This is a genomic window from Flavobacterium sp. PL02, assembly GCF_035013205.1.
In the GTDB taxonomy this organism is placed as follows: domain Bacteria; phylum Bacteroidota; class Bacteroidia; order Flavobacteriales; family Flavobacteriaceae; genus Flavobacterium.
In genome coordinates, this window is record NZ_JAYGJP010000001.1 from 201,078 (window position 1) to 225,242 (window position 24,165).

17 protein-coding genes are annotated in these 24,165 nt (G+C 33.0%); 7 read left to right on the plus strand and 10 right to left on the minus strand.

The features are described 5' to 3' along the window. Positions 1–34 precede the first annotated feature (34 nt). On the minus strand, positions 35–4,099 hold the full coding sequence (locus SHI72_RS00920; RefSeq protein ID WP_323488752.1) for an alpha-L-fucosidase: 4,065 nt from the start codon (positions 4,097–4,099) through the stop codon (positions 35–37). Positions 4,100–4,622: 523 nt separating this feature from the next. On the opposite strand from SHI72_RS00920, the gene SHI72_RS00925 reads away from it, so the two are divergent. The 7 genes from SHI72_RS00925 to SHI72_RS00955 all read left to right on the plus strand — a co-directional run bounded on the left by SHI72_RS00925 (position 4,623) and on the right by SHI72_RS00955 (position 7,858). Continuing rightward, positions 4,623–5,192, plus strand: a complete 570-nt coding sequence (locus SHI72_RS00925; RefSeq protein WP_323488753.1) for a hypothetical protein — start codon at positions 4,623–4,625, stop codon at positions 5,190–5,192. Positions 5,193–5,392: 200 nt separating this feature from the next. After that, complete coding sequence (locus SHI72_RS00930; protein WP_086895286.1) at positions 5,393–5,779, plus strand: hypothetical protein; 387 nt, start codon at positions 5,393–5,395, stop codon at positions 5,777–5,779. Between the two features lie 22 nt (positions 5,780–5,801). Next, the gene (locus SHI72_RS00935; protein WP_086895287.1) at positions 5,802–6,104 is read left to right on the plus strand and encodes a hypothetical protein; all 303 of its coding nucleotides are present in this window, start codon (positions 5,802–5,804) and stop codon (positions 6,102–6,104) included. Between the two features lie 152 nt (positions 6,105–6,256). Beyond that, positions 6,257–6,670, plus strand: coding sequence for a DUF4279 domain-containing protein (locus SHI72_RS00940; RefSeq protein ID WP_323488754.1), 414 nt, complete (start codon positions 6,257–6,259; stop codon positions 6,668–6,670). Positions 6,671–6,729: 59 nt separating this feature from the next. After that, positions 6,730–7,173: a hypothetical protein gene (locus SHI72_RS00945; RefSeq protein WP_323488755.1), complete on the plus strand. Its 444-nt coding sequence runs from the start codon at positions 6,730–6,732 to the stop codon at positions 7,171–7,173. A gap of 28 nt (positions 7,174–7,201) precedes the next feature. Continuing rightward, on the plus strand, positions 7,202–7,402 hold the full coding sequence (locus tag SHI72_RS00950) for a hypothetical protein (protein ID WP_039119806.1): 201 nt from the start codon (positions 7,202–7,204) through the stop codon (positions 7,400–7,402). 69 nt (positions 7,403–7,471) lie between these two features. After that, complete coding sequence (locus tag SHI72_RS00955; RefSeq protein WP_323488756.1) at positions 7,472–7,858, plus strand: hypothetical protein; 387 nt, start codon at positions 7,472–7,474, stop codon at positions 7,856–7,858. A 7-nt stretch (positions 7,859–7,865) separates the two neighbouring features. Here SHI72_RS00955 and SHI72_RS00960 read toward each other — a convergent pair whose 3' ends face one another. The 9 genes from SHI72_RS00960 to SHI72_RS01000 all read right to left on the minus strand — a co-directional run bounded on the left by SHI72_RS00960 (position 7,866) and on the right by SHI72_RS01000 (position 23,984). After that, complete coding sequence (locus SHI72_RS00960) at positions 7,866–8,729, minus strand: penicillin-binding transpeptidase domain-containing protein (protein ID WP_086895289.1); 864 nt, start codon at positions 8,727–8,729, stop codon at positions 7,866–7,868. 203 nt (positions 8,730–8,932) lie between these two features. Next, entirely contained in the window at positions 8,933–10,204 is a 1,272-nt protein-coding gene (locus SHI72_RS00965) for an acyltransferase family protein (protein ID WP_323488757.1), read from the minus strand. A gap of 52 nt (positions 10,205–10,256) precedes the next feature. Beyond that, the gene (locus tag SHI72_RS00970) at positions 10,257–11,465 is read right to left on the minus strand and encodes an anhydro-N-acetylmuramic acid kinase (protein ID WP_323488758.1); all 1,209 of its coding nucleotides are present in this window, start codon (positions 11,463–11,465) and stop codon (positions 10,257–10,259) included. A gap of 170 nt (positions 11,466–11,635) precedes the next feature. Further along, positions 11,636–14,635 (minus strand): glycoside hydrolase family 3 N-terminal domain-containing protein, encoded by a 3,000-nt coding sequence (locus tag SHI72_RS00975; protein WP_323488759.1) that lies wholly within the window; start codon positions 14,633–14,635, stop codon positions 11,636–11,638. A gap of 112 nt (positions 14,636–14,747) precedes the next feature. Further along, positions 14,748–16,256 carry a sodium:solute symporter gene (locus SHI72_RS00980; RefSeq protein WP_039111542.1) on the minus strand — a complete coding sequence of 503 codons (1,509 nt, stop codon included), beginning with the start codon at positions 16,254–16,256 and terminating at the stop codon, positions 14,748–14,750. A gap of 258 nt (positions 16,257–16,514) precedes the next feature. Then, positions 16,515–17,342 (minus strand): N-acetylmuramic acid 6-phosphate etherase, encoded by an 828-nt coding sequence (gene murQ / locus SHI72_RS00985; RefSeq protein WP_323488760.1) that lies wholly within the window; start codon positions 17,340–17,342, stop codon positions 16,515–16,517. A gap of 117 nt (positions 17,343–17,459) precedes the next feature. Next, the gene (locus SHI72_RS00990; RefSeq protein WP_323488761.1) at positions 17,460–18,659 is read right to left on the minus strand and encodes a DUF1343 domain-containing protein; all 1,200 of its coding nucleotides are present in this window, start codon (positions 18,657–18,659) and stop codon (positions 17,460–17,462) included. Between the two features lie 273 nt (positions 18,660–18,932). Continuing rightward, complete coding sequence (locus tag SHI72_RS00995; protein ID WP_323488762.1) at positions 18,933–20,666, minus strand: RagB/SusD family nutrient uptake outer membrane protein; 1,734 nt, start codon at positions 20,664–20,666, stop codon at positions 18,933–18,935. 24 nt (positions 20,667–20,690) lie between these two features. Further along, complete coding sequence (locus SHI72_RS01000) at positions 20,691–23,984, minus strand: TonB-dependent receptor (RefSeq protein WP_323488763.1); 3,294 nt, start codon at positions 23,982–23,984, stop codon at positions 20,691–20,693. Between the last annotated feature and the right edge of the window lie 181 nt (positions 23,985–24,165).

Below are 24,165 nucleotides of genomic sequence, written 5' to 3' on the forward strand. Positions count from 1 at the left end.
AATATATAACTATTTTTATTAGATCAATTACCTATTAAAGCAGATCTTGATAAAAAGTAATGTTACGCACATTAACAGGATCCCATCCTCCGTTGGAAATACGGTGTAATTCGATATAATATATTCCTTCTTCAAGATAAACATCACCCAATTCTGTAATTTGATAGTCCGTAAAACTATTACTAATTGTTGTAAACGGGTACATAATACTTGAAATGTCTTTTATAATCAATTGAAATTTACCAGAACGCCCCGCCAGTTCACTTTTCCAGTGGTAAATACTTGCTTCATTGACTTTTACTCTCCAAGCTACATAAGCATCTGCATTTGTCCATGAGCCAATGTTATAGTTAGGCGGATTTTCTATCTTGATGCCACTACCATGCAATATTGCGTTTTGTGCTGGGAGAACAAGAGTTCTATCGGTATTTTGATTGATAATAGGAGTTGTGTCTATGAAAGGATGAATCGAAATCTGACGTACATTTACAGGATCCCATCCTCCATTTGAAATACGATGTAGCTCGATGTTATAAACCCCAACAGGTAAATTAATCATTCCGATAGATAAGGTCTGATAGTTACTTAAGCCGCTTTTTGTAATTGTAAACGGATAAGGGCCTTGATCTACCCCGTTTACCTTAAGTATAAACTGTCCCGAATAGCCAGATACAATTGCATCAAGGAAGAAGTTTCCGTGTTGGGTAACTTCAACATACCAAGTAGCAAATTTAGAATCATCAGTCCATCCTCCGAGATTATATAGTGGTCCATTTTCAATACTTAGCCCACTTGTAATAGCATCAACCGCATTTAAATTAAGTGTGCCATCTTTGAATTGTTTCACAAAGGAGATGAGAATTTCTACAACAACTGACATTTCTAACACAATAGTTGTACTGATGGTATCCAGAGGATTTTCGGGTAAAGGTATAACATATCCAGATCCTTGGTCATTAGGCATTATATCTAATGCTGTTTTGGTAATATCGGCAAGAAAATATGCTTTGATAACCGTTCCTTCGCGCAAATCAGGAACAACTAAGTTTCTATCTATTGGCCAATTATCGCTAAATACATGTAGGTATAGGTATTGTGTTCCGTCTACAATTTTGCGGGTAACTCGCCCCCAGGGCAATTGTTTCGTATACGGGCTTGCCTGAACTTTTTCTATGGCCATTTTATTTATAGCCATCCAGGCTGCAAATCCACTAAGTCTTTGTATGGCTTCAGATGGAAATGTTCCGTCTCCTTTAGGACCTACATTGAGAAGGAAATTACCTCCTTTGCTCACAATATCAATTAACTTCTGAATTAAATCTTTTTCGGTTTTCCAACGCGGATCGTAAGCATCATAGCCCCAATTGTCATTCATAGTCATACAGGTTTCCCAATCTGTTCCATCTCCGTTTGGAGGCATATTGGGAATGTTTTGTTCAGGAGTAGTAAAGTCTGCCGTCAAACCATCAACCATTCGGTTGTTGAATATCAAGCGTTCTGATCCTGGAATGTTTTTAATGGCTTTCATCATTCTGTAACGGAATTCTGGCGTGCTGCCGCCTCCCATATCCCACCAAATAAGATCAATATCATATTCATTAATCATGGTTTGGAGGTGAGGAATTACAATAGTATTAGTATATTGAGATTTTTCCTCATAAGAAGCTTGATGATTTGGTGTGTTATTTTGAGGCATCCATCCCATTCCTCCCGGATTCATCCAATCCAGACATTGCGAATAATAAAATCCAATTTTTAATCCTGCCGCATGAGCTTCGGTGACCAAATCTTTCAAAACATCGACTGAAATATTGGTATCATCCTGAATATTGTATCCCACATGATGGGTGTGCATCAACGCAAAACCTTCGTGATGTTTAGCAGTAACAACAATATATTTCATACCGGCATCTTTTGCCATTGTTACCCATTCGGTAGCATTAAAGTTTTGTGCGGTAAAATTTTGCTGCCAACGCGTTTTGTATTCAGCTCTGGGAATTTGGGCTGCAAACATAATCCACTCCGCACCATTACCGCGTTTATAAGGTTCTCCTGTAGCGGGATCAATTTTAATAGTTCCATCCGGATTAATCCATTCGGGACGGTAACACGAATAATAATCCTGCATCCAATAATTAGGATTCACATACGTACCTGTTTTCAATAAAGTTGGACCTGTATAATGTCCAGCCAGTCCGGCATAGGTACCCCAATGCAAAAACAGCCCGAAATTTGCTTCACGCCACCATGCCATTCGTTGATCTTTGTGCGCCTTTGTCTCTTTAGTTGTTATATAAAGATTGTTACTTTTCTTCGTGAAAAGATTCTGGTTATCATCCCGACCTCTTACCGAAAAGCAATAAATGTCAAATGAATTTAAGTTGTTTATAGTTACTGAATTGGTGGTCACATTTTCGTGAAAAATATCTTCTTTAAATACATCGTATGAAGTCATTCCTGGAAGTGAATCCCATGATAAAGAAATAGAATTGGTCTGAACATCTGTTGTTATCAGTTCTTTAGGATTGTTGTTGTAGAAAGGATCAATATCAATTTCTGTATCGCTAAAAGTCAATTGATCAATATAAACAATATCTCCAATTTCACGATTATCAGTAAAATCAGGCTGAATACCAAATCTGGTAATATCCTTAACTTTGTTCGTCAATAAATCAAAAACCGCCACACCCCATTCATTTTGTTTATCTAATGGACTTTGAGGTAAGAATTCAGTTGAAATATTAAGTCTGATCTGAGAATTCGGATTATTACGATAATATTTCATGTATAAATACTTGTACTCAGAGAGGGGCGTATTTAGGTTACATACAAATCCTGCCCACTTTTTAGTATTGGCAACTCGTTCTAGTTTTAGGACTTTATTACTTTGGTTTGATCCTGTTTTGTCCGGATTATTTACCACCGTAATCTGCATTTCGCCCGGTGGGTTGGTATTTATTTGATTGGTAAAGTTGATCTGTCCGTTTTCAAAATTATCCAGTAAAAGTGGTTCCCTAATGATTGGACGCGGATAATAATCAGGTTTAAACTGCAGTTTGATTAAAGCTGATTGAATTTCGGGAGCCGACATAAAATAATCCCAAAGCATGCCCGAACGGTAGTTTTCAATCATACAAATAATAGGTCCCTGATCTATAGCCAGATTAAAAGCATCAACCCAATTGGCAGTCTCATTAAAAGAGTCTACAAATCCCGCTTTTTCGTTCCAGATTTTCGTTCCCAACTTTTCATAAAGATATCTAAGGGCGGCTATTGACTCTTTGGGTGTATATGGCATCGAGGAGATCGCAGCTGTTGGGGCAATTACGCCTTTGTCATTTCCGGGTGAATGGGCGCTGTAACTTGTCGGGCCATCAGAAGCAGTTAATCCCCAGGCTTTGTTTTGACCATATCCCGTATATGTAAGCGGGTTTTGTTCGCAATAAGCTCTGTTTATTAATGTATTAGCCTGATTTTGCTGAAAATAATTTACATCATTATAAGTGTCCCTTAAATTTTTAGGATTAAATCCGAGAAATGAATAATGAGCAAAAAATAGAGGGCCACCTTTTGCATTTCCGTTTCCAATAGGAAGCGTAATATCATAAAATTTTTGATTCTTGGTTTTATAAGTACCGCCCGATGACCAGCCGCTTTTCCACAAACTGGGATCGATAGCATGAGTGGGTGAAGCAATAGCCAACAGATACGTAATCATACACTCGTTCCAGCCTACAATACCTAAATTCTTTACATTTTGCAGCTCATTGTTACAATGCCAGTATAGTTTGTTTGATCCGAATGTAAAATAATTCCAATCAACATTGTTCCAAAGTATGTTAATCTTAATAACCAGAGCTTGTTCTGTTACTATTGGTTGGTTAAAATACTGACGTGCCGTAATCAAGCCCTGCATCATAAAAGATGTTTCGACCAAATCACCTCCATTGTCATCTGCGCTAAATGGAATGGTTACACCTGTATTTCCATTTATCCAATGAGCAAAAACTCCTTTGTAATTAGTGGCCGAGTTGGTTAAGAAATCGACAATTTTATCAATACGTTGTCGTCCTTGTTCTCTTGTAATAAATCCTCTCATAAGATTAATTAGATTATTAAGTAAATATTAGGGAAAGGGGCGTGGTATTGATATTTTAAACAACTCATATATCCTGTTGTAGATAATACTGCCAATAACAAACTTTGAGAGTCTGTCGGAAATGAGGCTTTGGATGTTTTGTTGTTTTATGTAATTGAAAATCAATGCTATACGAATACATTGATTATTATTGAATAACACAACACGAAAAAATATTATTTATTTAATTTATTCTCCAATGATAAATTTATCTTTAAATCGTTTTCCTTTTTTATTTCAAGAACTTGTTCTAATAAATCTATTATCGTTAATTAAAAGTATGTCTTATCTTATCATAAATAAAACTACAGACAAATTCGCTATTATCTGCTTTTCTATAAGTTTGTGTATGATTAAGTTATTGATTATAAGTTATGTATATTCTTTATGGAATAGATGAAGTATTAACTTGGGAAGATTAATTTTAAAAAATAAAATTTATGAAAGCTAATGAAAAAGTAAAATGATATATAGAAAATTATTAATGCTAATCTTTTCGGTGCTTATAATTAGCTGTAAAGACAATTGTAAAAACATTGAGAATATACGTTTCTCAACAGACATAGAGAAAATGACGGAATCTAAGCAAATATGTGATGCTGATGTGTCGTCTGGTAAATGGGGATTGAATTTAAAACTAGAATATGATGATAGTAATTTTTCATTATTTGGATTTGATGAAAAAATAAAAATTCTTTCTGACAAAAAAAGAAATATTATACTATGTATTAAGACCAATGAAGCTTATAATTTTGGTGTGGGTTATAATCCTAATGAAAAAATTATGTACGGTATATATGAAATTATTTTTTTAGACAAAGATTTGTTACCTCTGTATTCTATGGGAGAATATGGTTCTTATAAATATGAAGATGATTTAAAAAATAAGGAGATAAAATATTATTTGATTAATAAAGATGAAACATTTTTTCTCAATCTTGATTATAATAATGTTTTAGATATGTATGATAAGTTAAAGAAAAGTCCAATTAAAAGTGATGGAGGAGGGATCAGTCCTTATTATAAAAAGCCTTATTCTTGGGAAATACCATGATGTAAAAGAAAAAAAATATGAAACAAAGGATTCTAAAAGGCACTTTATTGAGCTTTGTCGTTATAATATTTTTGATAGGGGCATATTTATTTTATAATGTTAAGATTAAATCTTCTAATTGGTATAAAGAAAAAGTTTGGAACGAACGTATTAAAGAAACAAATTTAAAGCCTATTTAAGTTTTTAAAACTAAGGAATAAATGAAAAGAAGTTTTATTGTCCTGCTATTGATTTTAATTAATTTACTTGTCATTTTTTATATAGACTATAAGATAAATTTACCCGATTTAGATTATTATCATGGGAAAGACGGAGGGATAATTGTACGATTTCATGTAACTATTGTTATGAGTGTTATCTATTTTTTTATAATGAGTAAAAAGAATAAAATTAGATATTCTATTTATGGATTTATTATCGGAATAGTATCAATGGTCATTTGTTATTTGGCTCTAGCGGAGTTTACAAAATTGAGTGATATCTTTTATCAAATAGTAGCAACCATAGTTTTTATGTCAGCATTTCATTTGATTGAAAAAAGAGGTAAAGTTTATAAGGATAGAAGTAAGGTGTTTGATATTGAATAATTTAAAGAAATAATTTAAGATAATGGAGAATAATACAATACTAGAAAATATTGATTTAATTCAATTTGTTTCAAAAAGACCAGCAATGTTTTCAATTCATAATGTAGAATCTTTCTTTATCTTTTTTAAAGGATATTCAATTGGTAAAAGTGATTCCGTAGTTCACGATTTTTTTGACTCTTTTAGAGATTTTATTCATGAAAAATATGCTGAGGATGGGTTAAAAGATATTGATCCTGAAAGAATCATTAGGCTATATAGTGCTAATGATGGTCACTCTTTAGAACTTTTGAGGATTTTGATAGAAGAATTTATGGAGAGATAATATATTATAAAACAATAAAAAACAAATAGAATAATTAATGAAAATCATAATTAATATTGCGTTGGTATTGTTTTACATTTAATATTATAAAATTCTTTTTAGATTATCACATTTCATAAAAATTACTTTAAAAACCTATAAAATTTAAATACATGGTTGCCAAAACACATATAAAATTAATTTTTTCAATCTATGGAGATGTATTTAATTTAAATGAATTTACTGAACTTGTTGGAATATCACCGACAGCTTGCTGGAACAAAGGAGATTTAATAAAAAACAATAAGAAAGAAAAGAAAAGATTAGAGTCAGCTTGGGAGTATTCTATTAACAATATTGACACTATATACTTTGAAGAAATATCAGACGAATATGTTAAGTTATTTATTGATAAAGTTGACAAAATACTAGTATTTAGTGAAAATAATAAATTGACAATAAAGTTTGATATTGTATTAGAAATAGTAAAAGATAATGGAGTTGTGATGTCTTTTAATAGAAATTTCTTAGCGATAGTAAATAAGTTAGACGCCGAAATTGAGGTAGATACTTATATTTTGGATTAGGATAATATATGATACATGAACGATGTGTGCATTCAATGCAAAAAAATAAAATGTTTTCTATGTCATTAGGGCTTACAAACCAGATAAGTATAAAATATATTTTCGTTATTGTTTTCTTTTTAAATGCTTGTGCGAATAAGAATGAGTGTCAATGTTTAGAAGGTGATGAAGACATGATTATACAGAAGTATTCTGCTAAAAAAGAAAATGTTCAAATCTGCTATGTTAATCAAGGCACATTTGGAAGAGTTATAGATTTAAAAATATGTGATAAAAATAGTAATTTATTGATAGAAAAGATTACGTTAAGAGGTGAAGATTACCGTCCTACTATTGATAGTATTATAAATTCTACTGTATATGTTCATTATTCATATCCAAGAAATGAGATGGAAAATAAGATAGAAATACTAAAATTTGAGGATGTTGTTTTGGGTGATGCATTACTTGATAAAAAGAAGCTAAAATATAAATATGTTTTTCATAATAGAAAACAGAAGTAATTTAAAATTAAAACAAAGAGAATAACTAATGAAAATCATAATTAATATTGCGTTGGTATTGCTTTACATCTTACTTGTGTTTTTTGCCGTAATTTGGTTTCTTGCCCATGGTTCAGGTCACAAAATACCACTCGAAACAGATTTAAGTATAGCAGGATCTATAGTATTAGATATTCTAGTAATAGTAGTTTTGAGATTTGCTAAAAAACGGATAACAAAAGAGGAATAGGTTTAATGATTTTGTATTCAGTTAACCAATGAAATACACCAACTGGAATTCATGAAAACAATTAAAAATATGAAGAATTTATATGTAATTATTTTGTTAGGAATTATAACAGGTTGTTCTTCTAAAATTGATGAAAATCAAATAATAGGAAAGTACGAAATAGATAAATTTGTAATAAGAGATTCATTAGTTAAAGTTAAAGAATATAGATTGTTATTATTAAATCCAGACAAAACTTTTGAGCTAAAGAATTATGATAAAAAAGAAAATTCTAAAGGTACTTGGAAAGCTGAAAAAACTATGAATGATGACGGAATTATCATAGCGTTTAGTTTCTTAAATCGAAAAATAGAAGGAAAATTAAATGGTAGCGGTAACATAATTACTTTTAATTATCCAAATGATTTGTACTTAGGAAAGTATAGTCATTTACTATATGTAAAATTAAATAAGTAGGAATAGGTTAGGGGTTTATAATCCCCAAATCCCTAAACACAGACTTCGTGATATCTTTTCGGCAAGGACCGAAATTAGTACTATTTAGCTTTCTGTCTTGTATAAGGCGTGTTGCAAAAAAGTAAACCCCACTTTTATTTTCGATGTAGCCAACCCACCAACCCGTATTGATTTCATTTTCTCTAGTCCAGCCAGTTTTGGAGTGAATAGTATATTCTGGATTTTGTTCGGTTATCATGACCTTTTTTACTATTTCGATGTTTCGCTTAGAAAAAGGAAGGTTTCCTTCGTAGAATCTTTTGATAAATTCCACTTGATTGATTGGCGAAATTCCAAAAGCACCAAAATTCCAAAAGTCAGCATCTGTTTGTGAGAGGTCAAGATTACCGTAATGACAAAGGGATAAATATTTTTTGTAATTGGCTTTGCCAATTTTTTTAGCTAATTCTATAAACGCCCAACCAGCCGAAACTTCAAAAGCTTCTTTTACCGTTATATCATGATAAATAGTAGGGCGATAATCATATTTTATAGTATCGGTACTTCCTGGCCATTTCACTATCTCATTCTCACTAGCAATAGTTTCTGTTTCTAATGCAATAAGCAGATTAATGATTTTAAATGTCGATGCTGGTAACGTTTCCTTTTTTGTATTGATAGTGTCGGATAAAATCCATTTATGATTGTTATTGTCATAAATCGAAATCGAGCCATCGACATTACAATTATCAAAATATTTTTTAAAATCCTCACGTATTAAAACTTTATCGCTACTTGATGTAATTGAGGAATTGTCTTTTTTCTTGTTCGATGAACAGGAGAAAAGAAGTCCAATAAATAGCAATCCAAATAACAATCGTTTCAATTTCATTTTGGTGTTTTAAAATGTATTCTTGACTATATTTTTAGCCACAGATTAAAATGATTTTATAGATTTCTGTATGAAAAGTATTGCCACGAAGTGCACTAATTTTTTATGTCAATTGAACATAGTGAATGTTCTGATTCGTTAAAATTCGTGCACTTCGTGGCAATCCAAGAAAACAAAAAACTAAAAAAACTTTACTATATGTTTTATACTTTAAAAATCAGTTTCTTTTTATAGAAAACCCAAAGTATAAGTGACCAAAAAATGGCGTATGATATTGCATAAGCTAATGATGCATTCAATGGGTTTTCAAAACAAGGCGTAATTCCAAATTTGTAAATCAAGGCTTGAAGATTGATTTCTTCTGTAGCTATATCTGGACTATGAACTTTAATAGAACTCAAAACTCTAGGGATTATTCCAGAGAAGTAAAAAACAATCATTGGATTTACTCCCCAAATTAAAAATAGTTTAGTCCATTTTTTATAGTTTGCTACATCTATTATATAGTATAATATGGTTAAGCATATTGTAGCTATACCAGCGGTATATAAAACATAAGAACTTGACCAGAGTGATTTGTTTATTGGGAATATTATGTTCCAAAGCATACCGATAACTAAGAGTACAATTCCTGAGATTGCTAATTTTTTTAGAATTTCGGTTTTTGTAATCTGTAAGTTTAATATTTGTCCAATAAACATTCCGAGAATTCCGGTTCCAATAGCTGGTAAAGTACTTAAAATTCCTTCTGGATCCCAAGTTTTAGAGAAACTCCATAAGTGCCCGTTTAAAAGTAAATCGTCTAACCAAGCAGCTAGATTCGTGCCTTTATCAAAATTGGCAGCACCAAATCCGGGAACGGGAACAAAAGCCATCAAAATCCAGTACCCCAATAAAATTGAAGCCGTAACGAGAAGTTGCGTTTTTAAATTTGTTTTTAGATATAAAAGTGAAGTGAAGAAATATACAATTCCGATACGTTGTAAAACACCAGGGATTCTTACGTCTTCAAAGGCTTCTATTTTGCTATATGCTAAGAATAATAATAACGCAAAGATTCCAAAAACGAGGTATGTTTTAATTTTTAAAGTAAAGTTTCCTAAAAGGGCATAGGCTACAGCAAATGTTATACTTAATCTAAGAAGTAACAAAGGGATTCCTTCTAGTCCAAACAATTGAATTCGGCTGAAATAATTTAAAGATAATCCTAAACAGAATATTCGTAAGGAACGAACCAAAATTTTATTAAAAACTCCTGAGTCAAAATGTTTTGTAGGCATTGCAAACGGGATTGCTGTTCCCATTATAAAAATAAAAAAGGGAAAAACTAAATCGGTAGGAGTACAGCCGTGCCATTCGGCATGTTCTAAAGGGGGATAAATAGATGCCCAGCTTCCTGGATTATTAACAATAGTCATTAATAAAATCGTAAATCCTCTAAATACATCTAGTGAAATTAAACGTTCTTTTGTCATTGGTTTGGTTTATTTTATTATTTAAAAGTGAAACTTTTAATAGTTCTTTATTTTAACTTGGAAAAGAAATTTTACCCATCGATACAGACGGAATTCCTTTGCGTGTTCCAAAATCTGATGTTCCGCCAGAAACAGTTTCATTTGCCAAAATCGCAAATAATATTGCCTCTTTTGCATCTCCTGAGATTCCTAAAACATCGGTATTTAAAAAAGTACAAGGCAATAGTTCTTTTAGCCAACTTACTAATAATGGATTATGTGCGCCTCCGCCTGACATATAAATCGTAAAACTTTCAACAGGATGTGTTGTGTTGTTTATAGCTGTGTGTATGGCGCTGGCTATCGTTTCGGCACTAAATCGGGTTAGGGTTGCCAATAAATCTTCAACAGAAATATCGTTTGTATTGCTTTCGGTTTGGGCTTTTCGAACATATTCGATATTAAAAAGCTCTGGGCCTGTAGTCTTAGGGAAAGATGCAAGGAAGAACTCATCGGCTTTTAAAGCTTCTAAAAGCGAAAGGTTTATTACTCCTTGTTTCGAGATTTCGGCATCTTTATCATAGGCTTTATCAGGAAATGAAAGTCTGGTAAAGGCATCGATTAAGGTGTTTCCAGTTCCTGTATCGGTAACAAAAACTTCTTCGGGATTACTGCTTGATGGCAAATAGGTAAAATTTGCAATTCCGCCCATATTAAGCATAATACGATTTTCTCCTTTTTTTCCAAAGAGGAAATAATCACCATAAACGGCAAGTGGAGCTCCTTCGCCTCCTGCAGCAAGATGCTTTTGACGAAAGTCTGACAGTGTTATAATTCCAGTTTTGACAGCAATATGGTCTCCGTCACCAATTTGTAAAGTAGCGTTTGGGAACTTTTCTTGTTGGTGTAAAATCTTTGGTGCATGAAAAACAGTTTGACCATGCGAGGCTACCAAATCTACTTTATCTGTTGGAACTCCCCAACGGTCTAAACATTCCAAAATCATATTGGCATGAAGAACCCCAATCCATTCATTTAATAAAACTAGCTTTTGAAAATCAATGGTTTGTTTAGCAAATACGGTTCTGATTTCTGATTTTATTTCTTCAGAATAATCAATGGTATCGAATTGTACTAATTGAACTTCGGTGTTTTCACCAGAACCAGAGATTTCGCATAAAGCCACATCAAGGCCATCCAAAGAAGTACCAGACATTAATCCGATAATAGTTCGGGAAGGTTTTTGAGCAATTTTATACAGTGATTCCAGATTTGTGTTCATGATTTTTGTTTTTAAAAGTTCATTTTAATATCCTTTTTAAACCATGTAAGTAATGTAAGTTCATTTAAACTGTATTTTGAGGAGACTCTAATATGAACTTATATTTCTTATATGGTTAAATTTAATACAGGTTTTATTTAACCTTTGATTGATATAAATAGAACTGTTTTTTATTTTATAATAGCATCCTGAATTATTTGCTGAATATCTTCTCGGATTTTTCCTCTAGCTAATTTATTCTCATCATTAATAACTTCGGGATAGGTTCTATTGGATAAAAATACATAAACAATTTCTGTTTCTGGATCAACCCAAGCTATGTTTCCAGTAAATCCGGTATGTCCAAAACTAGATGGAGAAACACAGGCACACGTAGGACCTTTTTCGTTTGTTCTTTTATCAAAACCTAAACCTCTTTGTACTCCTTTGTCGGCGTAATAACAAGTATTAAAGGCATCAAATGTTTGTTCTGAGAAATATTGTTTATTACCATAATTTCCTTTTTGTAAAAATAGCTGCATCATTTTAGCAACATCCATAGCGTTGGAGAAAATCCCAGCATGACCCGCAACTCCGCCTTCCATCGCTGCAGCCATATCGTGTACATATCCCTGAATAACCTGGTGTCTGAAATAATTATCAATTTCGGTAGGAGCAATGTTGCTTCTGTCAAATCTGTCTATAGGATTGTAAAGCGTATTGTTCATTCCGAGTGTATTGTAAAAATTTTGCTGACTCAGTACTTCTAATTTCTTATGCGTTTTTCTTTCTAAATATTCTTTCAGGATAATAAAGGTAAAATCGCTATATCTGTATTCTTTTTTTAAGGATAAAGGACTATCGGCAATGATTTTCATGATGGTGTCATGATAGTCATTTCTAATAAAAAGATTGTCTGCAACTTTTGTAGAAAAATCAGATTCGGCTACTCTGCGATAGTATTTAGCCGAAGGTTTCCCTTCGCTATCCAGCGTTGCTTTGTAAAACGGAATCCAAGCCTGAAGTCCTGCATAATGAGTTAGTAAATCCTTGAAGCTGATATTTTCTTTATTTGTTTTCGCGAAAAGCGGCACCATATCTTTTAATTTGGTATCCAGGTTTACTTTTTCATTATCATACAATTGCATTACGTTAGGCAATGTCGAAATCATTTTTGAAATCGAAGCTACATCGTATAAATCTGAGTTTGTAACTTTTCGGGTATTATCATAGGTTTGACTACCGTATGATTTCTGGAAAATAACACTTCCTTTTCTAGCTACAAGTACCTGCATTCCCGGAGTCATTTTTCCATCAATTGCTTTTTGTGCGATAGCATCAATTTTAGATAAAATAAGCGGATTCATACCTACATTTTCTGGCTTTGTAAAACCCAAACGATTTATTTTTTCGGTAGTTAAACCATCATTTACATTAAAAGATGTATTGATAGACACGGGTAGTTTTCCTTTGGCAGGGATGGCTCCAAATAATAATTCTGCCGAAACTATCTGACTGATATCTGAGTTTTGATAAGAAACTACTAATCCTTCGATATCATCAAAATTAGTGATTGGCAATAGTGAATATGGTTTTGTGAAAATATCCAAAATCACTTTATTGTGTTTTGCAATTTCTTGTAACCAAATCAGTTCAGTATCTGTGAAATTTTGTTTTTCCCAAGTTTTATTTACTTTGTGAAAACCAATAATAACAAGGTCGTATTTTTTTAATTCTTTATTTAAGCTATCTATGTTCGTGTTGGCAACTTCGGTAACTTCTGTGTATTTTTTTAAAGTAGTAACAAAATCACTATTAACATCTTCTCCTAGTTTTACATACGCTATCTTTTGTTCTAAATCTTTGATAGGAAATATTTCCTTTTCATTTTTTAAAACGGTAATAGCGTTTTCGTATAATTTATAATGCAAAGCATCATTTTGCGGCGGATTAAGCTCGTCGTATATGTTTGCCATATCGATAGGTTTGTATTTGTTTAATCCTGCTTTAAATTTATAATGCAATATTTTTTTTACCGAATGTGCCAAACGTTCCTCGGTAATAACCCCTTCGTTATAGGCAACTTCAAGTTTCTGAAATGCTACAGGAACATTTTCTGAACAAAGCAAAATGTCATTTCCTGCAAGTAGTACGGCAATTTCCAGATCCCCAGGGCCTTTAAAATTACTTGCGCCTTTCATGGCTAAACCATCTGTAAAAATTAAACCTTCAAAGCCTAATTCTTTTTGAAGCAGATTGGTTACTACATTATAAGAAGCTGAAGATGGAAGATTTGGTGTTGGTTCCAGACTTGGAATATTAAGATGTGCAACCATAACAGATACTAAGCCTTCATCGAAGATTCGTTTGTACGGATACAATTCGACTAACTCAAGTCTGTCTTTTGTGAAATTAACCAAAGGCAATGCGTGGTGAGAATCTGTTGAGGTGTCTCCATGTCCAGGGAAGTGTTTTCCGGTACTAAAAACACCTTGACTTTGCACCCCTTTCATTAAGGCAATGGCTTTGTCGCTTACATTAACTTTGTCTTCGCCAAATGAACGGTTTCCGATAATAGGATTTTTAGGATTGGTGTTGATGTCAAGAACTGGAGCGAAATTAAAATGGATTCCGATTCGTTTGTTTTCATTGGCCATGTTTCTTCCAACATTTTCAATTAAACTTAAATCCTGAATTGCTCCTAAAGTCATATTCCAAGGGTAACGATAGGTAGAGTCTAATCGCATACCCAATCCCCATTCGGCATCAATCCCTACGAACAAAGGAACTTTTGCTTTAGATTGGTACTGGTTGGTTAATTTAGCCTGACGAACAGGACCTCCTTGAAAAAATATAACTCCACCTACTTTATAGTCTTGAACTAATTTATTGATTTGATTGGTATGAACAGAATCTTTATTAGAATAGGCAGAAATCATAAATAGTTGACCTATTTTTTCCTGAACCGACATTTTATTGTAAATACTATCAACCCAAGCAGTTTCTCTGTCTGAATCTTTAAAGAATGTTTTCTTTTCGGATTTACTTGGAGCAATGTAAACTACTGTATCTGCTGGGGAGGTATCATTTTTTGAATCTGTAACTGTATTGTTTTTTCTGGAAACGCCACAATTGGTGATTAAAAATAAAAATGTGGCACAAAGGCTAATTTTTATAAAGTAATCTTTCATATCATTATTTTTTGGCAATTGAATATTTAGAGTCTGTTTAAATTTTAAACAGGCTCTAGCTTATTTAAAAGCGTTCAATTGATTAGTTAATTAGTTTTGTTTTTAAGGGGGGTTAAAAACTTATTTTTTCGCTACTGCGTGAACTAGTCAGGAACAATCCTAAGTAAGTTATTAAACCATTTAGCACGATTAATTCATTATCAAATACATATCCTGCAAACAATACTTTTGAATTTTCATTTATTAAATATGTGAAGAAAGGAGATAATAAACAGATAAATGGAACAAGTTTATCATTTACATTTCTTGATTTCTGGAACAATCCAAATGCATATAATCCTAATAATGGACCATAAGTGTAGGATGCAACCTTAAATATCATTCCAACTACTGAACTATCATTGATGGAATTAAAAATGATTATTACGAAGAAAATCAATGCTGAGAAGCTGATATGAACCAAGTGTCTTGTACGTACTGAGTTTTTCTTATTGCTATTTTCGGCTTTGTCCATGCCTAAGAAATCAACACAAAAAGAAGTTGTTAATGCTGTTAATGCTGAATCTGTCGTAGCAAATGTTGCAGCAATAATTCCTAATAAGAATACAATTGCCGGAATTGTGGCTAAATGATTTAAGGCTATTTCTGGGAAAAGTAAATCGGTTCTTGGTTTACCTGTAATTAAATCGGTTGGGATTGCAATTCCGTTTTTGTTAGCATAAATGTATAGTAAAGCTCCAACACTTAAAAAGAAGATATTGATTATAACGAAGATTCCTGTAAAGGTAAACATGTTTTTTTGCGCTTCGCCAATGTTTTTACAGCTCAGGTTTTTTTGCATTAAATCTTGATCAAGTCCTGTCATTGCTATAGTAACAAACATTCCTCCTAATATTTGTTTTATAAAATGGAATTTGCTTCCCAGAAAATCATCAAAGAAAAATATTTTAGAGTAATTACTATTCTTAACTTCTTCAAAAGCACCAATAGCACTTAAATCCATACGATCACAAATAAAATAGATGGTAAGAAAAACTGAGGTAACTAAGAAAAACGTTTGTAAAGTATCTGTTATAATAATGGTTTTTAGTCCACCTCTATAAGTGTAAGAAAAGATAAGAATTAAGGACATTAATACTGTAAAAGCGAAAGGAATACCATAAAAATCGAATACAAAACGCTGTAATACAATTACCACTAAGTATAATCTGAATGCTGAACTAACGGTTCTACTAATCAGGAAAATAGAAGCTGCAGTCTTATAGCTGTAAAACCCCATTCGTTGTTCTATATACCCGTAAATAGAGGTTAAGTTCATTCGGTAATAAAGCGGCAATAATAACTTTGTAATTATTATAAACCCGATTGCATTACCCAATACAAACTGAAAATATTTGAATTGTTCACCACTCGCAGCACCAACTTCTCCAGGAACAGAGATAAAAGTTACTCCAGAAAGAGCAGTTCCTATCATCCCAAAAGCAACTAAATACCATTTTGAGTTTTTATTGGCTGTAAAAAAAGCATCATTTCCATCATCCTTTCGGCTCACTCTATGCGAGATATAGAATAGTGTTCCGAAATAAATGATAATAAGAAGAAGGATAGTACTTGGTGTCATTTTATCTTTTGTGGTTTAGTATTTTATAAATTTACTTGTTGGGCGTAATTAATTTTTAACACATAGAAACATAGATTTTGTAATCTTAAAAAAGGCGTTTCACTTGTTTAAAACACACAGAGTTTGTTATGTGAAAGAAATGTATTTCTCTTTGTAATTTTTAACACATAAAATCTATGTTTATATGTGTTAAATAAAATTTTCATGAGTTATATCCAACGTGTATAAATCTATAAAAGATTTTGATTAGTTTGGTTATTAAATTTCCAGATCTTTATTTTCTGCCAATAAAACGGCTCTTACGCTTTTGTGTTTTTTTAATAATTCTGAAGCTAGTTTCTCATCAATATGAAGTTCTTCTACAATCATTTCGACACCTCTTTGTACTAGTTTTTTGTTAGACAATTGCATGTCTATCATTTTGTTACCGTAAATTCTTCCTAGTTTAATCATAACAGATGTTGAAATCATGTTTAAGACTAATTTTTGTGAAGTTCCCGCTTTCATTCTTGTGCTACCTGTAAGGAATTCTGGCCCTACAATTAGCTCAATAGGATGATCAGCTTCTTTAGAAATAAGACTTGCGCTATTACAAGAAATACTCCCTGTAATGATATTATTTTCTCTTGCTTTTTTTAATCCTCCAATAACATAAGGAGTATTTCCTGAAGCTGCGATTCCTAAAACGACATCTAAACTCGAAATATCATAGGCAGATAAATCTCTCCAAGCCTGATCAATATCGTCTTCGGCATTTTCTACCGCTTTTCTAATGGCCGAATCACCTCCAGCTATAATACCAATAATCCAATTATCTGGAACACCAAAAGTAGGAGGACATTCAGAAGCATCAAGGATCCCGATTCTTCCAGATGTACCTGCGCCGATATAAAATAGTCTTCCGCCAAGTTTCATTTTAGAAACGATAGCATCTACTAATTTCTCAATATTAGGGATTTGTTTTTCGACAATCTCTGCTACTTTTTTATCTTCATTATTTATATTGGTAAGCAACTCATTTGTGCTCATTTTATCTAAGTTAGAGTAAAGTGATTCACGTTCTGTATCGGGATTTATTTTTGCCATTTTATTTTGTTTTTAGCTAATTTTTTTAATTTTTTAATTTTGTTTGGAACATATTTTATGATTGGGCATCATAAAAAACAGTCCAGAATTTATTTGACAATAAATAAGGGGTATGATTTAGTAGATTAGGTATTTTGTGCGCATTTTTTTAAATGCTTCTAAATCCTTCTGCCAGGTCTTTCTAATTTTATCTTCAGAAATTCCGCTTTCAATTTGCTGTTGCAATTTTTTTGTTCCGGCAAGTTTTGTGAAAAAAGGATTGAAGAATTTAGTTTTATCACTAGTGTTTTGGTAAGCTTTAATCAACCATTTTAATTCTAAACGTGTTAGTTTAGGATAAGATGTTAAATCCTCACCAAAGCATTCTTTCCCATTATAAAGTGGGTCTTTGGCTCCAAAATTTGGTTTAGGAGTAAAGCTAAAATTAGTTTTTGTTAAAAAAGGAGAACCATAAATCTGGAATTGTTTCTCGGTTCCACGCCCCATACTTACATTAGTTCCTTCAAAAAGACATAAACTAGCGTATAGGTTTATAGATTGATCATTTGGTAAGTTTGGTGATGGTTTTGCAAGCAAGCTATATTCCATTTTTCGGTTATAATCAACACAAGGAATAACGGTTAGCTTACATTGTACTTCATTTTTAAGCCATTTTTCGCCATTAATCATTTGAGCATATTCGCCGATAGTCATCCCGTGAAGTAGTGGGATAGGGTGCATGCCCACAAAACTTGTAAATTCTTTTTCTAAAAGTGGCCCATCGACAATACCTCCATTAGGATTTGGTCTGTCAAGAATAATAAGCGGAATCCCGTTTTCTGCACAAGCTTCCATTACATAATGCAAAGAAGAAATATAAGTGTAAAAACGTGCTCCAACATCTTGTAAATCAAATATCATAACATCGATTCCTGCTAATTGTGCTGCTTTTGGTTTTTTATTATCTCCGTAAAGAGAAATGATTGATAGTCCGGTTTTTGGATCTTTTCCGTCTACAACATGTTCGCCAGCATCGGCAGTTCCTCTAAACCCATGCTCGGGAGCAAAAATGGTTTGAACAGCAATTTTTTTCTCTAATAAAAAATCTACCAGGTGAGTTTTGTTAGTCAAAATCCCTGTTTGATTTGTAACGATTCCTACTTTTTTATCTTTTAATAAGGGTAGGTATTTTTCATAATTATCGGCTCCGGTTTTAATTGCCGGTGCGTTTAATTCCTGAGTGTTGTTTTTTGTAATTGTTTGTAATGAACTGGAATATGATGTTGTGTAAAACATTGATGCTACAATAAGAACACATTTAGCTATGAATTTTATCATTTTAAATTACAGTTTAATAGTTAGAAGGCAGAAATTGACTAAATAAAGTTAGATTATTATTTGATTGATATTCTGTATTTTTTTGATTGTTGTTGTGTGGTTTATTGTAGTAGCGTTTATCTGAGTTTGTCAGATTAGGGATTTTATTTTCGTCGGTTTATTAATTGATGTCTTCGTTGCACGAAATAATAATTTTAAAATACTACCTCTGGAGTTTTCCATGACCAGAGGTAGTTTATTATTTTGTTAGTATTCAGTTTTTGAGATTCTGAATTACCAACCTGGGTTTTGTTTTAATTCTACCCCTTGAGCTTTATATAAATCAATATCGTTTGTTGGGATATTCATTAAATAATGTTTGGCTTCAAAGGTTCTTGTACTTGCAGGGTATATTTTTATATATCCGTTACCATCTACTACAACTTGTGTTCCTACAGGTGTTCCTATTCTTGCTCCAAGATTTACATCTATATTTTTTGAAGTATCAAGGTAATCTCCTTTTTTCCAACGGTAAATATCCATTTGTCTAAGCGTTGTCCAGCTCATAAATTCAATCTGACGCTCACGACGTACTTCCCATATAAGAGGGCTAACAGAACCTGAGATTTGCTCTAAAGTTGCCGTTCTTCTTGGGTCATTAATTTGTATTCCTCCTGCAGAAGCATTAATTCCGTCTGTAGTTAAAGGCGCAATTCCTGCACGGACACGTACTTTATTGATAGACATATCAAGATCAGTATTTGTAGCAGTACCAAGTTCTGCGCAAGCTTCAGCATAATTTAAATATACTTCGCTTAAAGTAAATACAGGAGCATCAGTATAATTACGTCCTCCTGTAGTAACATCGGGACCTGTTGTTGCAGGGTTGTTGTATAATTCAAACACATATCCAGACATTGAAACTAACGTAGCTGCACTAAAAGGTTTTCCTTTATAACCATAACTAGTAGGATTTACAGTTTTACCAAAACGAGGATCTCTGTTAGTAAAAGTTTTTGTAATGTCATCATCACCTGTGTATTGGCTGTTTCCTACTTGTTGTATTGGTAATCCATTTGTAGTTACATAACTATCAGCAGCCCATTTTGTTAAGCCATATTGTATGGTTGACGTATTGGTATAGTTTTGAAGAGAATGCATCAATACGTTTGATAAATAACGTTTTGTAAGTATCACCTCTGTATTACCAGCCAATTCAACAGAGTTGTAAAGAGATTTCCAATCTGAGTTTAATTTATAACCCCCATTATTCATCACAGCAAGTGATGCTGTTTTGGCTTTGTTAAGATAAGCACTTCCATCTTGACCTAAATGATATTTTCTGTACGTTCCTTCGTAGATACAAATGTTACTTAAAGCAGCATAAGCGGTATATTTATTTACAGTTGTATTTTTATCATCAACTGGAAGTAACAAGTCTATAGCTTCTTCCATATCTTTAATGGCCTTGTCGATAACTTCTGCTCTTTGCATTGAAGGCGAATATACAGCATCATCATTTTGAGCTAAATATTTATCGGTGTATGGAACATCTCCCATTTTTTGTACTAAACGGAAATAAGTATAGGCTCTGAAAAATTTAGCAACTCCTATGTAATGATTCTTTTTTACCTCGGCCATAGGAACGCCAGGTATTTTTTCTAGCATTAAATTACAACGACGGATCAGTGTGTAATATTCATTCCAGGAATAAAGGTTAGTAGTACTTGCTGTAACTGGCATTTGATAAAAAGTAAAAGCTGATAGGTTATCATCTACTTTAAAATCACTTCCGTGATAATAAAAAGATGAAAGTCCAATTGTTGTACCGTTACCGTAACCATAAAATGTATCATAATTAAGCCATGAAAAAGTTTTTACGTTGTCTTCAGATTGCCAGAAGTTCTCGTTTGTAAATTTATCTGCAGGCTCATCTGTCAAGTAGTCCGAACAACCAACGGCGCTCATTGCCATTATAGTTGCTGCAAACATCAGCTGTAATTTGGATTTTATATTTGATTTTTTCATTTTAAAAATTTTGAATTGTTAGTATTAGAAAGATAGCTCAACACCAAAAGACCATGTTTTGGTAAAAGGATAAGCTCTTCCCCAGAAGATTTCCGATTCGTCAAGTTCAGGATCTACAGGAAGACGGCTATCTGCCCAAGTCACTAAGTTTTCACCCGAAGCATATATTCTTAATTTTTCTAATCCTGCTTTTTTGATGAATTCTTTTGGTAAAGAATAACCAAGAGTAACATTTTTAAGACGTAAATAAGACATATTAAGTAAGTATCTTGTTTGAGTTACGAAGTTATTCATACCATTAGTAGCACCACCAAAAGCTGTCGATTCGTTACCATAATAAGGATTTGGCCAGTAAGCTTCAGTATTATCAGGTGTCCAATAGTCAGATTGGTTTGCATACATTTGTTGAGGTGCACGATAGAAAGGTAAAACAGCATCTGAGGCAGCCCAATAATCACGTTTAGCTACCCCTTGGAAGAAACCAGAAATATCAAGTCCATAGAGTTTTCCGCCTAAAGTTACTCCGTATTTGTAACGAGGAGTTGAGTTACCAATTTTACTTAAATCTCCATGATCATCTGCAGTTCCTGCTCCACGTGATATAACACCATCACCATTTGTATCTACATAATGTACATCACCAGGTCCGTATTTAAAATTACCAAGCATAGTTTTAGAATAATCAACACCATTTACCGTTTTACCATTATTAGTAAACACGTCACTAGATTGTAAAAGTCTATCACTTGTTAAACCCCAGATCTGACCAATTTCGTAACCATCATAATAAGGATATACACCAGGTGAAACTAAGCCTAGTAGTTTAGAAGTATTATTCCATTTTGTAATCACCGATTTAAAATCTGATAAAGCCACATCAACAAATACCGAAGCATTTTCGCTAATATTTTTATTAAAGTTCAAAGACAATTCCCATCCTCTTGTTCTCATGTTTCCTGAGTTTGTTTGAGCAGAAGTTTGACCAAATGAACCTGGAAGCGTAATACCTGGAGCAAGCATTCCTTTTGTATCACGTTGGTACCAGTCAAACGAAGCGCCAAGCATATCAAATATTCTAATATCTATACCTACATCCTTAGTATATACTTTTTCCCAAGTTAATGCTGGGTCAACATTAGTTGGCAAATCTGTAGAAGGAGGTAATACGGCTCCACCATTTATCCACGAAGGATTTTTAGTTTTCATTATAGATAAGAAAGCATTGTTTCCGATGTTTTGGTTTCCAATAGATCCCATAGATGCACGTAATTTAAGGTCGTTTAACCATCCGCGTGTACCTTCCATAAAACTCTCATTAATAATTTTGTATCCTATAGATGCCGAAGGGAAGAATCCCCATTGTTGGTCTGTAGGGAATTTAGAAGAACCATCATAACGAGCATTTAATTCTAATAAGTAAATTCCGTTATAATCATAATTTACACGACCAAAGAAACCTGCAATAGAATAGCTTGTTACATTTGGATTCAAATCAGTATTTGTAGCTCCAGAAACAAATTGTTCTCCTACAGCAAGGTTAAATTCTGGTTTTGTTTTGTCTAAAAGTGTATTTCTTCTGGCATACGTACGAGAGAAATCTTGCCACTCTGAGTTAAAACCTCCTAAAAATTTTAAATTATGTTTGTTAAATTGCTTTTTATAGTTCGCATAAATATTAACAACATTTGTTCTTGTTTCTGCTTTTGATTGTGCTACAAAATCATTTCCTGCTTCAAGAGTTGCAGGTGTAGCTGTTTGTATTGTTGTAGCGTCGTATGGCATAGATGACCAGCTATCCCAAGCCTGAAATTTACCTCCGTTTTGTTTTCTGGAGTAATAATCAGTAACACTGCTTATCTCAGTAATTATATTAAGATCTTTTATAACTTCGGCTGTAAATTTTGCACTTAACCTGTTATTGTATTGATCATTTTCGTTCATAGACGCATTAGATAAATACCCTCCGGCAGTACGGAAATTATATCCTCTATAGGTTCCGAAGTTTGGAGTATATTGTCCCCAACGAAGTGCATAACCAAAATAACCTCCATATTTTGTATCATCAGTACCAGAACCACCATAATAGTTAAATGGCTGATCGTAAGTGCTGCGAATAGTCATTACTTTGAAATCTGCTGTAAGCCAATCCGTTAATTTTGTAGTAAATCCTAAATTGATATTTGTTCTCTTTCTAGTTTCCTGATTTACTCTTAACATACCTTGTTGGTCTGTAATTGCAAACGAAGCAAAGAATGAACTTTTATCTCCCAGATTACCTTGAGCAGAGAAATTGTGAGAAGTTTGAAGCGCATCTTTTGCATACATTTCTTTATTAGCATCCCAAACTCTGTAGAAATAAGGCGTACCATTTTTAATTTCCCAATCTTCACCATAAACCATTTCATTGCTAGTACGATTGTTTGCATATTTCTCTTTCCAGGTTTTAATTCCGGCAAGTAAAGTGTTGTAATTTGCTCCAAAAAATTCTGGTGTAGAACCATCAGTACGCGTTCCTGCAGCAATTAGTCCAGGAATTTCGTCTGTGGGGTCTAAGAATTGTAATGTAGAAATCGGGTTGGTAAAAGCAGTGTTTCCGCTATAAGAAAATCTAACTTTTCCTTCTCCTGTTTTTCCTCCTTTTGTAGTAATAAGTACTACCCCAAAAGCGGCACGAGCACCATAGATAGAAGCCGAAGCTGCATCTTTAAGTACTGTCATCGTTGCTACATCATTAGGGTTGATAAGAGATAAATCTGTAGGAACTCCATCAACTAATATTAAAGGATCGTCAGAGCCATTATCATTTACAGTTCCAGATCCACGTATGTTTATTTTTGCCATACGATTAATATTTCCTGAGTTAAAACTAACATTTACACCAGGCGTAGTACCCTGTAATGCCTTGCTTATATCAGTTAGAGGTCTGCTGCCAATAGTTTTAGCAACATCTATAGACGCAACAGCACCAGTTACGTTGGTTTTTTTCTGAGAAGAAAACCCTACGACAACTACTTCGTCTAATTTTGAAGCGGTTTCAGAAAGATCAACATTAACCTTTTGTTGTCCCTCTATTTTTACCACCTTAGTTTCAAAACCCATGTAGCTAAAGCTAAGGCTTTCTCCTGGTGATATTGCGATACTGTAGTTACCATCAAAATCAGTAGAGCTACCTTTTGCAGTTCCCTGAATAAGGACACTCACTCCAGGAATAGGAATCCCATCCGCTTTGTTTTTTACAGTTCCGGTTATTGTTTTTGTTTGCCCAAATGTTACTTGAATGAACAAAACCAACAATGAAATAAGGAATAATTTTTTCATGATAATTTGGTTTTTTTAATGGTTGTTGAGCAAATATATTTATTTATTGCATATAAATGCGGTATTTTATATTTATTTTCAAAAATTAACTAAAATACCGCAAAACAATGCAGTTTTTACATGACAATACTCTATAAGGTCTATAGGAGATTCAAAATATGCAAACTATTGCATATACTAA